General features: G+C 35.4%; 14 protein-coding genes. 10 read left to right on the plus strand and 4 right to left on the minus strand.

Features of this window, described 5'->3' with window-relative positions; genetic code table 11:
* Positions 1 to 52 precede the first annotated feature (52 nt).
* Both KEM10_RS09185 and KEM10_RS09190 read left to right on the plus strand, forming a co-directional pair.
* The gene (locus KEM10_RS09185; protein ID WP_212215695.1) at positions 53 to 580 is read left to right on the plus strand and encodes a dihydrofolate reductase family protein; all 528 of its coding nucleotides are present in this window, start codon (positions 53 to 55) and stop codon (positions 578 to 580) included.
* Between the two features lie 8 nt (positions 581 to 588).
* Positions 589 to 1,140: a WcaF family extracellular polysaccharide biosynthesis acetyltransferase gene (locus tag KEM10_RS09190; RefSeq protein ID WP_212215696.1), complete on the plus strand. Its 552-nt coding sequence runs from the start codon at positions 589 to 591 to the stop codon at positions 1,138 to 1,140.
* A 3-nt stretch (positions 1,141 to 1,143) separates the two neighbouring features.
* On the opposite strand, the gene KEM10_RS09195 is transcribed toward KEM10_RS09190, so the two are convergent.
* Positions 1,144 to 1,758: an IMPACT family protein gene (locus KEM10_RS09195; RefSeq protein ID WP_212215697.1), complete on the minus strand. Its 615-nt coding sequence runs from the start codon at positions 1,756 to 1,758 to the stop codon at positions 1,144 to 1,146.
* A gap of 316 nt (positions 1,759 to 2,074) precedes the next feature.
* Here KEM10_RS09195 and KEM10_RS09200 point away from each other — a divergent pair, with 316 nt between their 5' ends.
* The 6 genes from KEM10_RS09200 (at position 2,075) to KEM10_RS09225 (ending at position 10,160) form a co-directional block, all read left to right on the plus strand.
* On the plus strand, positions 2,075 to 2,590 hold the full coding sequence (locus KEM10_RS09200) for a KdsC family phosphatase (protein WP_212215698.1): 516 nt from the start codon (positions 2,075 to 2,077) through the stop codon (positions 2,588 to 2,590).
* Positions 2,591 to 2,634: 44 nt separating this feature from the next.
* Positions 2,635 to 3,576 carry a geranylgeranylglycerol-phosphate geranylgeranyltransferase gene (locus tag KEM10_RS09205; protein WP_212215699.1) on the plus strand — a complete coding sequence of 314 codons (942 nt, stop codon included), beginning with the start codon at positions 2,635 to 2,637 and terminating at the stop codon, positions 3,574 to 3,576.
* Between the two features lie 89 nt (positions 3,577 to 3,665).
* Positions 3,666 to 4,253 (plus strand): Maf-like protein, encoded by a 588-nt coding sequence (locus KEM10_RS09210; protein ID WP_212215700.1) that lies wholly within the window; start codon positions 3,666 to 3,668, stop codon positions 4,251 to 4,253.
* A 14-nt stretch (positions 4,254 to 4,267) separates the two neighbouring features.
* A complete protein-coding gene (locus KEM10_RS09215; RefSeq protein WP_212215701.1) occupies positions 4,268 to 6,445 on the plus strand; it encodes a S46 family peptidase in 2,178 nt (725 codons plus the stop codon).
* Positions 6,446 to 6,677: 232 nt separating this feature from the next.
* Positions 6,678 to 9,458 carry an RICIN domain-containing protein gene (locus KEM10_RS09220; RefSeq protein WP_212215702.1) on the plus strand — a complete coding sequence of 927 codons (2,781 nt, stop codon included), beginning with the start codon at positions 6,678 to 6,680 and terminating at the stop codon, positions 9,456 to 9,458.
* A gap of 159 nt (positions 9,459 to 9,617) precedes the next feature.
* Positions 9,618 to 10,160 (plus strand): DUF1697 domain-containing protein, encoded by a 543-nt coding sequence (locus KEM10_RS09225; RefSeq protein ID WP_212215703.1) that lies wholly within the window; start codon positions 9,618 to 9,620, stop codon positions 10,158 to 10,160.
* On the opposite strand, the gene KEM10_RS09230 is transcribed toward KEM10_RS09225, so the two are convergent.
* On the minus strand, positions 10,157 to 10,513 hold the full coding sequence (locus tag KEM10_RS09230; protein WP_212215704.1) for a DUF2116 family Zn-ribbon domain-containing protein: 357 nt from the start codon (positions 10,511 to 10,513) through the stop codon (positions 10,157 to 10,159). The two genes, KEM10_RS09225 and KEM10_RS09230, sit on opposite strands and share 4 nt — an antisense overlap.
* Before the next feature lie 169 nt (positions 10,514 to 10,682).
* Here KEM10_RS09230 and KEM10_RS09235 point away from each other — a divergent pair, with 169 nt between their 5' ends.
* Positions 10,683 to 11,024: a single-stranded DNA-binding protein gene (locus KEM10_RS09235; RefSeq protein ID WP_212215705.1), complete on the plus strand. Its 342-nt coding sequence runs from the start codon at positions 10,683 to 10,685 to the stop codon at positions 11,022 to 11,024.
* A gap of 223 nt (positions 11,025 to 11,247) precedes the next feature.
* Entirely contained in the window at positions 11,248 to 12,783 is a 1,536-nt protein-coding gene (locus KEM10_RS09240; RefSeq protein ID WP_212215706.1) for a SulP family inorganic anion transporter, read from the plus strand.
* Between the two features lie 123 nt (positions 12,784 to 12,906).
* Here KEM10_RS09240 and KEM10_RS09245 read toward each other — a convergent pair whose 3' ends face one another.
* Both KEM10_RS09245 and KEM10_RS09250 read right to left on the minus strand, forming a co-directional pair.
* Positions 12,907 to 13,548: a hypothetical protein gene (locus tag KEM10_RS09245; RefSeq protein ID WP_212215707.1), complete on the minus strand. Its 642-nt coding sequence runs from the start codon at positions 13,546 to 13,548 to the stop codon at positions 12,907 to 12,909.
* Between the two features lie 93 nt (positions 13,549 to 13,641).
* Positions 13,642 to 15,465, minus strand: a complete 1,824-nt coding sequence (locus tag KEM10_RS09250) for an ABC transporter ATP-binding protein (RefSeq protein WP_212215708.1) — start codon at positions 15,463 to 15,465, stop codon at positions 13,642 to 13,644.
* Positions 15,466 to 15,526 lie beyond the last annotated feature (61 nt).

The raw sequence follows: 15,526 nt of genomic DNA on the forward strand, positions 1-15,526 counted from the left end.
TACTCTACAAAACTCTTAATGCAATTATGGTCTGATCCTTAAATAAGTTAATATGGGTAAAATAATACTGTACTCAGCCGTTTCATTAGATGGATTTATAGCTAAAAAGAATGGTAATGTTGACTGGCTAAAAGGATATGAAGATGAGGGAACCGATTATGGGTATTCTGAATTTTATAAATCTATCGAAAGCATTTTAATGGGTAAACATACATATGAGCAGATCCTGTCATTTGATATACCCTTTCCATATGGAAACAAAAGAAACTATGTTTTTAGTAAAACTTTAGAATCAGCATCATCGCCAAATACAAAAATAATAAAGGACAAACCGTTGGATTTCATAAATGAATTGAAGAAGGTATCAACTAAAAATATTTGGTTAGTAGGAGGAGGACAACTAAATGGATTGCTGTTAAAGAAAAAGTTAATTGATGAATTAATCTTATCTGTAATACCGGTTATTTTAGGAGAAGGCATACCTTTGTTTAAGAATGTGCAAGAGCTTATTCATTTTAACCTGAATAAAGTTGAAACGTACGAATCAGGTATTGTTCAGCAGTGCTATTCTTTAAAATAAATTTAAGAATGAAAGAAACAGATTTATCCCGATATAATAATTCATGGTTTGATGAAGGTGCCGGTATTATTAAACGTACGATTTGGTTTTTTATCAATGCATTGTTCTTTATTAATCCAATGAATCCATTTTCAGGATTAAAAGTTCGATTGCTTCGAATGTTTGGAGCTAAAGTCGGGAAAAAGGTAATGATAAAACCCTCTGTTAATATTAAATACCCCTGGAATCTGGAGATTGGTGATTATACCTGGATTGGAGAAAAGGTATGGATTGATAATTTGGATAAGACTGTTATTGGTAAAAATTGCTGTTTGTCGCAAGGGGCTATGTTATTAATTGGTAATCATGATTATAAAAGTGTAACGTTTGATTTGATGGTAGCGCCAATAACACTGGAAGATGGCGTTTGGATCGGAGCCAATAGTATTGTTATTGGTGGAGTTACTTGCAAAAGCCATTCGGTATTGTCGGTAAATAGCGTATCTTCAAGTAACTTGGAGCCATATAGTATTTACAGAGGCAATCCGGCAGTAAAAGTAAAAGACAGATATATTCACTAATAATCAGGCAGTATACAGGTATTCTATTTTTACGGATTCAACTTTACTAAATCGTGATTTAATTTTTTCAACTTCAGATTGACGAGTACTCCACTCAATAGAGCATCGAAGGTTAAAATCTTGTTTGGTTATATTAGGATTCTCTTCTTTTATGATTCGCATTACATCATTCATAACACCGTAGTCAAAATTTATCCTGTAAAAATCATTAACCGTACGTTCTACGATAGTGCCATTGTTGATGGCATCAATAGTAGCTTCTTTGTATGCATGTATCAAACCACTTGTTCCAAGTTTAGTGCCTCCAAAGTATCGAATTACCACAACCAGTAGGTTGGTTAATTCATTTGATCTGATTTGTCCCAGTATAGGCTTACCGGCAGTACCTGATGGTTCACCATCATCGTTGGCTCTAAATCGGTTACCATCTGTACCTAATTGCCAGGCAAAGCAATGATGACGAGCATCGTAATACTTCTTTTTTAATTCGTCAACAAGGGGTTTAATTACTTCCTCTGTTGAAATAGGATAGGCATAAGTAATGAACTTACTGCCCTTATCTTTAAAAATACCTTCTGATGGTTCGCGAAGTGTTTTATATTGATCTGTATCTGGCATGAAACTATTAGTCTTGAGGCTTCGAAATTACTAAAATGCCTTGTAGAGGCAAATAAAATAGAATCATTTAAGATTAATGCCTCAAGTCAAAAGGGTAGATTAAACCAAATATTAAAATGAAAGTTCTTTTATAAAAAAGTCAATTTAAGGATACTATTTGATGATGATAACAGGTACATTTTTAACTGAATGGTTACTTAATTATTACAACCTTGTACTATTGATTAATAAAAGCTGAATTTTATAATATTTATAGAAAGGCTCTCATGACGAGGATGCATTTTTGTTTATCTTCGCCTGTAAATAAATAATAGGAATGAGTAATTTTAAAGAGGACTTAATGAAGGTGAAAGCCTTTGTTTTCGATATTGATGGAGTATTGTCATTACAAACCATATCAATGCATGTAAGTGGCGAACCTATGCGAACAGCTAATATTAAGGATGGATTTGCTATTCAGTTAGCTGTGAAACTGGGATATCCTGTTGCCATTATAAGTGGAGGAAATACCGAGGCTGTCCGAAAAAGATATAATGGATTGGGTGTTGAGGATGTGTTTTTAGGAGTGTCGGAGAAATGGCCGGTTTTTGAAAAATGGATTGAGAATAAGGGCTTAAGTGCTGATGAAGTACTGTATATGGGTGACGATTTACCAGATTATCCGGTGATGAAAAGAGTTGGAGTTCCTACCTGTCCGGCAGATGCAGTTGAAGAAATAAAGTCTCTTTGTAAGTATATATCTGATCGCAAAGGAGGTGAGGCTGCCGGTCGAGATGTTATTGAACAAGTATTGCGTGCACACGGAAAATGGGCTTTGGATTATATTTGGTAAATTAGTCAAGAATAATAATTCAGATCGTGAGATAAAAGAATTCTATGGCATTTCTTAAACTAATACGTTATAAAAACCTAATCATTATTGCCTTATTACAGGTGCTGATAAGATATGGATTAATATTACCTATTTTACAATCGTTTGAATTACAGCCAGTACTAAGCCATTTTAGGTTTGCTTTAGTGGTATTGTCAACTGTTCTGCTAGCTGCTTCAGGCTACATTATTAACGATTATTTTGATATTCGAATCGATCGTATTAACCGACCAGAATCGGTTGTGGTGGGTAGGAAAATCGCACGTCGAACAACACTGTTTTTACATGTTGTACTAACCATTACAGGCATGATGATAGGTCTGTATCTGGCCTATGTAACCCGAAAAGAAAATTATGCGCTGTTTTTTATTGGTATTCCGGTTGTGCTTTGGTATTACAGTACCACATTCAAACGCCATATTCTAATTGGTAACCTTATCATTGCCATGTTTACGGCTATTGTTGCATTGCTGGTTGTTTCAGTTGAATTTGCAATGTTGTCTCGTATGCATGGTCCCGATATTTTAGAGTCAGAAGCATGTTCTACGGCCTGGTTTTGGACAGGAGGTTTCGCTTTTTTTGCTTTTATCACTAATCTTATTCGCGAAATTATTAAAGATGCAGAAGATGTAAAAGGTGATAAAGCTGTAGGGTGTAAAACACTTCCTATTGCTATGGGAATGAAGTTGACTAAGCTTTTTGTATTGTTATTAGAGATTACCTCTTTAACAGTGCTTTGGCTGATATACATTTTTATTCCGGAAATAAGCAGGATTCCTTACGTTACAGTTTACTTTATAGTAGGATTTACAATTCCGCATCTGATATTAATCTATATTTGGATGAAAGCCAATAATAAAACACATTTTCATGGAGTAAGCACCATGGGTAAATTAATAATGTTGGCCGGAATCTTATTTATTGTTCTGGCAGGGCAGGCCTTTTAAGATTCGGTTTGGTTTTCTTGCTTTCATCAGGATAGATATCATGTTCTGATTCTATTTATTACACTATTTTTGAATCTCATTGAGTTATTATGCTTCAAAGTAAATTGCAAAAATACAAGCTGGTGTTGGCATCACAGTCGCCTCGTCGTCAAGAGTTATTAAAACATCTTGATATATCTTTTGAGGTGATTGTAAAAGAGGATGTTGAAGAAATATTTCCTGATGATCTTTCACCTTTGGAAGTTCCGGAATATCTGTCAAGGTTAAAGGCTGAACCCTATAAAGAAGAATTAGAGCAGTATCCTTGGATTGTGATAACAGCTGATACCATAGTTCTTTGTGATGGTGAAATATTGGGCAAACCAAAAGACAGAGATGATGCTATTCGGATGCTACAGTTACTTTCAGGTAAGTCGCATGAAGTAGTAACGGGTGTTTGCTTATCTTCAGGCAGTCATCAACATTGTTTTTCAGTATCAACAAAGGTGTTTTTTAAACAGTTATCTGATGACGAAATCAATTATTATATCGATAAATATAAGCCTTTTGATAAGGCAGGAGCTTATGGTATTCAGGAGTGGATTGGAATGGTGGGCATTGAAAAAATAGAAGGATCGTATTTTAATGTTGTAGGTCTTCCGGTTCAGGCACTATATACCGAATTAATGAAATTTTAAACCATACATATACAATGAAAAGAATTCTTTTAGGATTGATAGGTATTGCTCTATTGATTCCTCAGGTGAAGGCCGATGAGGGAATGTGGATACCAATGCTATTAAAAAAATACAATATTGAGCAAATGCAGGAGATGGGTTTTAAACTCACCGCCGAAGATATTTATAGTGTTAACGAAGCTTGTTTAAAAGATGCTGTTGTCATATTTGGCAGGGGATGTACTGGTGAACTGATATCTGATCAAGGATTGATGATTACTAATCATCATTGCGGATACGGGCAAATTCAATATCACAGTACGGTTGATAATGATTACCTAACCAATGGTTTTTGGGCTATGTCAAAGGAGGAAGAATTGGTGAATCCAGATTTGACTGTTACTTTCTTAAAACGTATGGAAGATGTGACAGAGCAAGTACTTGAAGGAGTTACTGATGAAATGAATAATGATGCTCAGTCCAGACAGATTCAGAAAAATATTATTGCTATTAAAAAAGAGGCAGTAAAAGATACACATTATAAAGCTGTGCTGAAGCCATTCTTTAATGGTAATCAATATTTTTTGTTCATCAACGAAGTGTTTAAGGATGTTCGTTTAGTTGGGGCTCCTCCATCGGCCATTGGTAAGTTTGGAGGTGATACCGATAATTGGATGTGGCCCAGACATACTGGTGATTTCTCTGTTTTTCGGATTTATGGCGATAAAGACAACCAACCAGCTGAATACTCAAAAGACAATGTACCTTATCGACCTAAAAAACACTTTTCAGTTTCAATGAAGGGTGTTGAAGAAGGTGATTTTACAATGGTTTTCGGATACCCAGGAAGTACCTACGAGTATGTACCATCGTATCACCTTAAAATGCTGACCGAAACCGTTAATCCAAAATTGATTGATGTAAGAACGGAGAAACTGAATATATTAAATCGTCATCAGGCAGCTGATCCCAAAGTTCGAATTCAGTATGCGGCTAAAAATGCACGTATATCTAATAGTTGGAAACGTTGGATTGGCGAAAATAGAGGGTTGGTGATTTTGGATGCTATCAACAAGAAGCAGCAGTATGAAAATCAGTTTACCCAATGGGCCATGGCTAATGAAGTACGCGCGGAAAAGTATGGTAACCTACTTTCTGAATATGAAGAGCTGTATGAAAAATATACTCCTTACCGTTTGGCAAAAGATTACATTCAAGAAGTGGTGTATCGTAATGGTATTGAAATAATATCAATGGCCTCTAAACTTAAAAGGTTGGCTTCTCCTTATCATTTAGCTGATCAAACTGGGACCGAAGTTAATATGAAGATAGTTGAAAAACAGCGGACAAAAGTAAAAGCAGATGCAGAATTATTCTTTAAAAATTATTATAAACCTATTGACAAAGAGCTATGTGTAAAACTGCTTCAGATGTATCAGAATGATATACCAGATCAGTTTAAGATAGATATTGAGAATCTCAATAAAAAGTTTAAAGGTGATGTAGCGAAATATGTTGATTACTTATTTAAGAAATCTATCTGTGATGATGAGGCGGAAGTGATGAGCTTTATTGATTCTTTTTCCGAAAAATCATTGAAGAGACTTGAAAAAGATCCAGCTAATCAGTTGTTTAATAGTATCATGAGAGTCTATTCAAAAAAGGTTCTCCAAATGGAACAACACCTTAAGGAACAGCTTGATCAATTGAATAAAACCTACATGGCAGCTCAGATGGAGTTTGAATCGGATAAGGTTTTTTATCCCGATGCTAATTTTACTTTGCGAGTAGCGTATGGTAAGGTTGCCGGATATACAGCACGCGATGCTGTTGAATATGAATATTATACCACTTTAGATGGAATTATTGAAAAAGATAATCCGGATATCTATGATTACAGGGTACCACAAAAATTGAAGGATTTATATGCCCAAAAAGATTATGGCAGATATGAGGTAGATGGAACTGTACCTGTTTGTTTTATTGCAACCAACCATACTACTGGAGGAAACTCTGGCAGTCCGGTGTTAAATGCGGATGGGCATTTAATTGGAGTTAATTTCGATAGAGCATGGGAAGGTGTTATGAGTGATTTAATGTTTAATCCTGATCAGTGTCGGAATATAACCCTGGATATTCGATATGTATTATTTTTAATCGACAAATTTGCAGGAGCAGGTTACCTTTTAGATGAAATGACAATTGTTGAATAAATACAAAATATATGCTTAGAAAGCGGTTTCGAAAGAAGCCGCTTTTTTTATGCCGTTAATACTAGTGATATATACTGTATTGGTTTAAAAGTTTCAATTCACTTTATTGCAGATTTTCTGTATGTATTCGACTGATTTGTGACAATCTTATAGAATATGAAATAGTACATTTGCTTCAATTAAAATCAGGTTTTATATCGTGATAGTAAATATTCAAGAAAAGAAAAAATCTATGAGAAAAGGGATACTCTTATTAATGATCCTATTGTCTGGAAGTAGTATAAATGAATTAAGTGCTCAAACAACAGAAAATGTTGCCAGTTCAAGTGACTTTATTGTGCCTGTTATAGGTGGAGATAGAAAGGTTGTTTACGACTTATCAGATCCAGGAGTTGAAATGCCTATTATATGGGGACTTGATTTGGCATGGTTAGATGGTAATAATATTATCCGAGGCAGCCGGTTTATGGGGAAAGAGAATGTACATGTTGTGCGTTCATCATTTATGCCAACAGACCCAATTGTTAATGGCGCATTAACTGGTGATGCTCTCACTAATACCAATTTAAGAATTAATATTATTAATGATAATCTACTGCCTGAGACTAAAGTGGTTTTAAATTCCGATCATCCTTCTATTGGAGATGACTTTGATCCTTCAAATCCTGATAGGACAGCCAATTGGATGGAATTGATTGATATAACTCGTCAAATGCACGTTGATGCAGGAAGGGAAGTAATAACAGTCTCGCCTTTTAATGAGCCTGATTATTCAGCAACAGGTCAGGGTACTATTGATGATTTTTTAGCTTTAGCTGCTGCACTAAAAGGTAATGCAAACTTTAATGGTGTTCGTATATCAGGAGGTAATACTCTAAATTGTGATGAAGCATTACCATGGTTTAATTATTTAAAGGCAAATTTAGACGAAGGTAATACACACCAGTTGGCTGGTATCTTTAATAATTACGCAGCCTTTTATGAAGCTGTGAGAACAAGTGGTCAGCATGCTACCAATGATGAATTACATAATGTGATGGAAGCAATGGTAGGTGTTGAATATGGAATGCAAACAGGTATTTGGTGGGGATGGGCCGAATATGCCCGGGGCGAATTTTGTAAAGCAAGCGATGGTGTTCGGTTAGGTTATGCCGAGCACAGAGATAACTGGACGGCAGCTTCAGTATATCGTGCTCCGGATGGTAAAATTCAGGCTTTTGGAGGAACCTCAGAACGTCAGGCTGTGAACACGAGTTATCGCTTTGTATCAGAAGACAGAGATGTATATTATAATGGTCACGGACCACAAAGAGAATATATAATGGATCTTCCGGGAGGAACTGGTTATCAGCAAGGTCAGACCAATGCCGAGACGGTTGTAAATATTACCTATGGTGATGATATTCAACCGGTAATTAATGGCAGATATGTTTTTGTTAATCGCAATAGTGGCAAGGTTATGGAAGTGGCTGGAGGATCAACCACAGCCGGTGCTAATGTACAACAAGGTACCTATTCTGGAGCCAGTTATCAGCAATGGAATGTTACTCCGGTGGATACTCGTATTGGTGGTGATTTTAGTTATTTTACTATTACAGCAGTCCATAGTGGTAAATCACCTGATATACAAAATTGGTCCTTAAACAATGGAGGAAATATTATTGCCTGGGATGATACTAAAAGCGGTAATCAACAGTGGTATTTGGATTATGCTGGTGATGGATGGTTTTATATCAGAAGTAGACATAGTTCATATTGCCTTGATGTGTATAATTCTGCTACCTACAATGGAGCTAATATAGATCAATGGGAAAAGAATGGAGGTGCCAACCAGCAATGGAGACTTTTACCTGTTGATGCAACCATTGAATTTAACGCCCCTGCAGCCCCAACAGAAGTGACAGCTACGGCTAATGCTGCATCTATTCGTTTGGATTGGACAGCCAGTGCAGATGAAGATGTTGTGGGGTATACCATTTATCGTTCGCAGATTTCAGGAGAAGACTATAATACTATAGCCCGTAATGTTACTACCAATGCTTTTGTCGATAATACTACGGAAGAAGGTGTTACCTATTACTATACAATAAGAGCTAATGATTATAGCTTAAACCGTTCTGAATATTCGACAGAGGTTAATGCAGTCGTTTCTGGTCAGAATGATTTAGTTGCTCAGTTATTATTTGATGATGAAACAAAAGATAATACCATCCATTTAAATCATGGAGTCTCGTACAATCAAGCAAGTTATGTAGAGGGTAAAAACGGAAATGCAATTTCACTTAATGGACAAGATGATTTTCTACAATTGTCATCAAACATTGCCAGTCATAATGAAATAACCATTGCAACATGGGTTTATTGGAATGGTGGAGCGCGTTGGCAACCTATTGTTGAGTTTGGCCTGAATGATACACAATATTTGACCTTATCACCTCGATTGCGTTTTGCTATTGCTAACGGAGGATCGGAGCAGCGAATGGAAGCTTCTGTTATTCCTCAGGCTGAATGGGTTCATTTGGCGGTAACCTTAAGTGATAATGGAGCTGTAATGTACATGAATGGAGAAGTTGTTGCTGAATCAACGGATTTAACTATCCGACCTTCAGATTTTAACCCGGCTTTCAATTATATTGGAAGAAGTCAGAATTCGATTACTCTATTTAATGGTTATGTAGATGATTTCAGAGTCTATAATTATTCATTGTCGGCTACTGAAATTGCAGATATTATTGATCAGGCTACAGATATTCAAACACCTGATAAAGGTGGAGATGCTGCGATTACAGTATGGCCTAATCCGGTTAGTGATGTTTTATCTATTAATTATTCGCAGGATTCCAAACACCTTGTTCAAGGAATTTCTTTATATAGCATTAATGGTTCGTTAATTAAAAAGTATGACATCACAAGTAATCAGATAAATGTTGCGGATGTTCCTAACGGGATTTACATGCTTAAAATAAAAACAGAATCAGATACATTAATTAAAAAAATTATCATACAACATTAGTTTGTGATACTTCAAGCAAGAAGCGATCTTTTACGGGGTCGCTTTTTTTGTTTATAGTAATGCATTACATTTTATCCGGTTTCTAAAATACTCTTTTGTAAAAACAGAGTTGTTTATAACATTTAGCTAGATCTATTGTTGAACTATGAAAATGATTGTATGGAAACAAAAATTGCATTACTACGAGGTATAAATGTAGGGGGGAAGAGAAAGATTTTGATGGCTGATTTAAAAGCGATGTTTTTAAAAATAGGCTTTCAAAAAGTAGAAACATATATTCAGAGTGGTAATATAATTTTTCAATCTGCCTTTAATAATTCAGATATTGAGAAAATGTTGGAGAAAGAAATCAGTACTGAGTTTGGTTATGAAGTGCCTGTTATTGTTCGATCAGCAATTGATATAAAGAATCTGGTTAAAAATAATCCCTATTATTCTTCAGAAGAAGGTATTAATAATTTACATCTTACCTTTCTGAAAGTAGATCCGAATCCGGAGCTTGTTGATGCTATTTCATCTCTTTCATTCAAACCGGATTTATTTACGATAGAAAAAAAAGAAATTTATATTTTTTGCGATGGAAAATATCATCAGTCAAAACTGACCAATGACTTTTTTGAGAAAAAACTTAAAGTGCAAACAACTACCCGCAACTGGAAAACAGTCTTGAAGCTACTTGAGTTAGCAGAAACTTTACACTAATCTTTCCATTGAATCAATAAATAAGTTTCGTCGCTAAGAGTAAGATATCCCTGATCGTAGCATAAATGATAGGTTGAACCTTTTTGAGTTGTGTAAGTGCTGGTGAAGTAATTAAAATCAAAACCTTCCTGTAGTAACTTTGATCTTTTTACCTTGGTTTTCCCATCTTTGTTTAGTTGCTTCAATATGTGATAGTTCTTTTTTAGTAGCCGATTCACCTTCTGAATCATTACATTTTCATTACTATAACGATGATTGTTAAAGCTATTTCTGCATTGATCAGAGCAAAATTTTTTATCCACTCTGCCTGTAATTAGATCACCACACACCGGACATAAACGATTTTCTTCCATAGAGATAGTTTTGTAAGTTTCAGATTACTAAAGATAAAAACGTTTTTAAGCATTTACAAGTGGTTTTAAACGAATCTTAAATGACTCTAATTACTTAATTACCGACTATTGCTATGAACTACCCACAACTTTGTTCTGTCAATTTATTATTAACTAAAAATTACGCGAGATGACAACATTAAGGAACAGAGTACAGTTAGTAGGAAATTTAGGTATGGATCCTGAAATTAAAGCTTTTGACAATGGACGTAAATTAGCAAAATTTACAGTGGCAACCAACGAAACCTATAACGGAGGAAATGGAAAGGAACGAACAGAAACACAATGGCATAATGTTGTTGCCTGGGGGAAACAAGCTGAAATAGCATCGCAAAACCTAAATAAAGGAAGTGAAGTTGCTTTAGAAGGTCGAATTACCTATCGTCAGTATGAAGACAAAAATAAACAAACACGTTACATAACCGAAATAGTTCTTAGCAGTTATCTGGTTTATCCAGCTGGTAAAAAGTAGTTTACATTCTTTATTCTAAAGCCGCCTTCTTGGTTTATTTAACCATAGAGGCGGTTTTTTTATGAAGTTTTATAATATGTGGAAATGCAATTTTACAATTGGGCTATATTACTTACCTTTGCAGCTGCTAATAATCCTAGTTGTAGCCCGCAACAAAATCCCCTTAAAATAGCAATTAACACAGTAATGTGTGTGTATCGTAATCTAATTAAAAGAGTCATATATGATTTTTATCGACAAATTACGTCAAGGTTCCAACCTTAAAAATGAAATTTTATCCGGTTTGACGGTTGCGCTGGCTTTAGTTCCTGAAGCAGTAGCTTTTTCGTTAATGGCACAGGTAAGTCCATTAATAGGATTGTATTCCGCATTTATTATTGGTTTAATCACAGCCGTATTAGGAGGGCGTCCAGGGATGATTTCAGGAGCTACTGGAGCTATCGCAGTTGTTATTGTTAGTCTTGTGGTGCGCCATGGTGTTGAATTTCTGTTTGCAGCTGTTGTGCTGATGGGAATTATTCAAATACTGGTAGGAGTATTAAAGCTAGGTAAATTTATCCGCTTAGTTCCACATCCGGTAATGTTTGGATTTGTAAATGGGCTGGCAATTGTCATTTTTATGGCTCAGTTAGATCAGTTTAAAATAGTTGATGCCTTAGGTAATAAAGAATGGATGGGAGGAGCTCCTCTATTGATTATGCTTGGCTTTGTGGGATTAACCATGTTGATTATTCATTTTTTACCTAAACTTACAAAAGCCATTCCGGCTGCTCTTACTGCTATAGTTGTGGTTTCAGCAATTATTTTAGGCTTTGGTATTGAAACAAAAACAGTAGGTGATATTGCTTCTATTTCGGGAGGACTACCAGAATTTCATATTCCCATGATAGATTTCACCTGGGAGAATTTCATGATTATCTTGCCTTATTCATTAATAATGGCAGCCGTTGGATTGATTGAGAGTTTGTTGACTCTTACCGTAATTGATGAGATGACAGAAACCCGTGGGCGTGGTAATAAGGAGTGTATAGCTCAGGGAACAGCTAACTTGGTTTGCGGTTTTTTTAGCGGAATGGGCGGATGTGCCATGATAGGACAAAGTGTAATTAATGTTAGTTCGGGTGGTCGTAAACGATTATCAGGGATTATTGCTGCTGTAGGATTATTGGTGATTGTTTTATTTGGTTCATCATTAATTGAAAAAGTACCCATGGCTGCTTTAGTAGGTTTAATGTTTATGGTGGCAATAGGAACCTTTGAGTGGGCTAGTTTAAAAATATTTAAAAAAGTACCTCTAACAGATGTTTTGGTTATGATAGTGGTTGCTGGTGTAACCGTAATATTCCATAACCTTGCGGTAGCAGTTGGTATAGGTGTGATTATTTCGGCACTTGCTTATTCATGGCAAAATGCTAAACGAATTTCAGCACGAAATCATATACATGAAGATGGATCAAAACACTACGAGATTGTTGGTCCCTTGTTTTTTGGTTCGGTTACCAATTTCTCCGAATTATTCGATATCATGAATGATCCTAATGATGTAATTATCGACTTCAAGGAATCACGTGTGGCTGATCATTCAGCTATTGAGGCTTTGAATAAAATTACCGAGCGTTATGCCAAGCAAGGTAAAAAAGTGCATTTACACTATTTAAGTAAAGACTGTGAGCAGTTACTGGAAAATGCGTCGGATCTGATTGACGTTAACTTATACAAAGATTCGTACTACAGGGTTGCTGATGATAAATTAGGATAGACCCCAAAAAGAAATACAAACAAAAAAATCCGCTTCCTACAGGAATTGTACCAGTAAGAAGCGGATTTCTTTTTAAGCAATAAGTCAAAATTCAATCTCTATCTAATACTTCTGAATTATTCGTTAGAATGTTTGCTCCATTTGATTCAAGATGGTAACCGGTTTCATGTAAACTTCAGCCTTAAAAGCTTTATAGTCTTCACATGCATCAGAATCGTGCAAAACATAGGATGCCCAATGGTAAAGATTCTGACCAAATCCGGCAGCAATCGTTAGACTATCTGTATAGTGTTCAACTTTTATTTTCCCATTATGTGATAGGTATTGATATCCTCTTTCTACTATTCCTGTTATTTTTCGGCTCTCGTAATCACGAATATGCATTAATTCATGTGCAAAAAGTCCAATACGTGCCTCCGAAGGTACATCTTGTAACTTAACACCATTAAACTTCAAATCATCATTTACAACTATTACATACCTTCTGTTTTTCTTGCCCAGTAAAACAGAAAAAAAGTTGGGGCGAGCAGCCATAGTAGTTTTAAGCTTCTTATTTTTGATTTTGATTCTACAATTCTGTAAATCTTTAAATTCACTAAAAGGAACCATAAAATCTTGCAGGTACGCAGCCTGAAAGCTGGTATCAATCTTTAAGTTGCCTATTTTTCTGTATTTCTTGATTTTTGTGTCTGCAATATCTTGAGCAGCCATTGCAGTGGTTGATAACAAACCAAACAGTAAAATTATAATCTCTTTCCACACCATAATCAATCCCTTTTGATCTTCTATTATGGAAAAATTGCATTAAAGGTTACAGAATGAGTGTTAAAAAGCCTTAACTGGCTTTTGAGGCTGACGTTAACTCATTTGCATCGAGTGCAGTTTATTGTATATACCATTTAATGCAATTAGTTCGTCGTGTGTACCTGTTTCCACTATTTTACCCTCGTTAAAAACACATATCATATCTGCATTGCGCACTGTTGAAAGGCGGTGAGCAATAACTAGCGAAGTACGGTTTTTCATCAGATTTTCTAATGCATCCTGCACCAACCTTTCTGATTCGGTATCCAATGCCGAAGTAGCTTCGTCCAAAATAAGAATTGGTGGGTTCTTTAAGATAGCACGTGCGATACTTAAACGTTGACGCTGGCCACCCGATAATTTACTACCTCTATCTCCAATTTTGGTATGATAACCATCTTCGGTAGCAGTAATAAAATCGTGCGCATTGGCTACTTTAGCCGCTTGTATTACTTCTTCCTCTGTGGCATGTTCAACACCAAAAGTGATGTTATTGTAAATGGTATCATTAAATAATATTGCCTCCTGATTAACATTACCCATCAGTTCGCGTAAATCAAATAGCTTGATGTCTTTTATGTTATGACCATCGATAAAAATACCTCCGCTTTGTACATCGTAAAAGCGTGGCAGTAAATCCACAAAGGTAGTTTTACCACTACCAGACTGACCAACCAATGCAATGGTCTTTCCTTGTGGAATAGTGAGACTAACATTCTTCAGGACATCAACTTCGTTATTATATGAGAAAGTAATATTGCGATATTCGATTTTATCTGTATAGTTACTGATTGACTCAGCATTTTTCTTTTCTGTTATTTTATTGTCAGCCAATAATATTTTATCTATACGTTCCATGGCAGCCAATCCTTTTTGGATATTAAAATAGGCTGTTGAGAATTGTTTTGCCGGATTTATTATTTGATAAAAAATACCAATATAAGCTATAAAAGAGGCACCTGAAAGGGAAGATTCTTCGTTTCCGATAATGTATGCACCAAACCAAACTAAAACAACTATTACAATTGTACCAAGAAATTCGCTCATAGGGTGGGCAAGAGCATAGCGTCTCTGCAACTTATTCATGATTCGACGATATGATTCTGCTTCAAAACCAAAACGATCTTTCATCTTTGTTTCAGCATTAAAGGCTTTTATAATTCGTAAACCACCAAGTGATTCTTCAATAATACCCAACATTACACCCATTTTCTGCTGGCCTTCTCTTGATTTATGTTTTAATGCCTTACCTGTTTTACCAATAATCCAACCGGCAATAGGTAGCATTATGAAAACAAAAATGGTTAGCTGGTAACTTAAAATCAACATAAAAGCCACAGAGGTAATTATTAATATCGGATTTTTGAAAAACATGTCTATGGATGACATAATAGATGATTCAACCTCATTCACATCACCTGTTGCACGAGATATAACGTCTCCTTTTCTTTCTTCAGAATAAAATGACAACGGAAGATTTATTAGCTTATTGTATATTTTTTTTCTGATATCACGCACCACACCGTTTCTGATTATAATCATTTGTGTAGATGCCAAGTAAGCAAAGCCAACTTTAAACATAGTTGCAATCAGTAATAACCCACCAATAAACGGCATTACAACAGTTACGCCATATTTTAATTTAATGAGTGTAACATAGTAGTATAAGTTATTTTGAATAATTGATTTTGATAATTCCCAAGGAAGTAGGTGATGTACTTCTTTGGTGGTTTCGAATAATACTTCAAGAACAGGTATGGCAAATAACATTGCTATACCTGAAAAAATAGCATGTAATATGTTATAAAATATACTTGAAGCAAGGTTGTATTTATAGGGTGGAACAAAACGTTTAAATACTAGGAAAAAATCTTTCATTACTATAATTTACAATTGGCGCAAATATAACAAATAATTAGGCAGGCATTCTAATGAATAA

It is taken from the genome of Carboxylicivirga linearis (genome assembly GCF_018271995.1).
GTDB classification, from domain to species: domain Bacteria; phylum Bacteroidota; class Bacteroidia; order Bacteroidales; family Marinilabiliaceae; genus Carboxylicivirga; species Carboxylicivirga linearis.

Coding starts and splice junctions, on each gene's coding strand:
- KEM10_RS09205 (WP_212215699.1), top strand. CDS start 2,635: ATGGCATTTCTTAAACTAATACGTTATAAAAACCTAATCATTATTGCC.
- KEM10_RS09240 (WP_212215706.1), top strand. CDS start 11,248: ATGATTTTTATCGACAAATTACGTCAAGGTTCCAACCTTAAAAATGAA.
- KEM10_RS09245 (WP_212215707.1), bottom strand. CDS start 13,548: ATGGTGTGGAAAGAGATTATAATTTTACTGTTTGGTTTGTTATCAACC.
- KEM10_RS09220 (WP_212215702.1), top strand. CDS start 6,678: ATGAGAAAAGGGATACTCTTATTAATGATCCTATTGTCTGGAAGTAGT.
- KEM10_RS09185 (WP_212215695.1), top strand. CDS start 53: ATGGGTAAAATAATACTGTACTCAGCCGTTTCATTAGATGGATTTATA.
- KEM10_RS09190 (WP_212215696.1), top strand. CDS start 589: ATGAAAGAAACAGATTTATCCCGATATAATAATTCATGGTTTGATGAA.
- KEM10_RS09195 (WP_212215697.1), bottom strand. CDS start 1,758: ATGCCAGATACAGATCAATATAAAACACTTCGCGAACCATCAGAAGGT.
- KEM10_RS09250 (WP_212215708.1), bottom strand. CDS start 15,465: ATGAAAGATTTTTTCCTAGTATTTAAACGTTTTGTTCCACCCTATAAA.
- KEM10_RS09225 (WP_212215703.1), top strand. CDS start 9,618: ATGGAAACAAAAATTGCATTACTACGAGGTATAAATGTAGGGGGGAAG.
- KEM10_RS09235 (WP_212215705.1), top strand. CDS start 10,683: ATGACAACATTAAGGAACAGAGTACAGTTAGTAGGAAATTTAGGTATG.
- KEM10_RS09230 (WP_212215704.1), bottom strand. CDS start 10,513: ATGGAAGAAAATCGTTTATGTCCGGTGTGTGGTGATCTAATTACAGGC.
- KEM10_RS09200 (WP_212215698.1), top strand. CDS start 2,075: ATGAGTAATTTTAAAGAGGACTTAATGAAGGTGAAAGCCTTTGTTTTC.
- KEM10_RS09215 (WP_212215701.1), top strand. CDS start 4,268: ATGAAAAGAATTCTTTTAGGATTGATAGGTATTGCTCTATTGATTCCT.
- KEM10_RS09210 (WP_212215700.1), top strand. CDS start 3,666: ATGCTTCAAAGTAAATTGCAAAAATACAAGCTGGTGTTGGCATCACAG.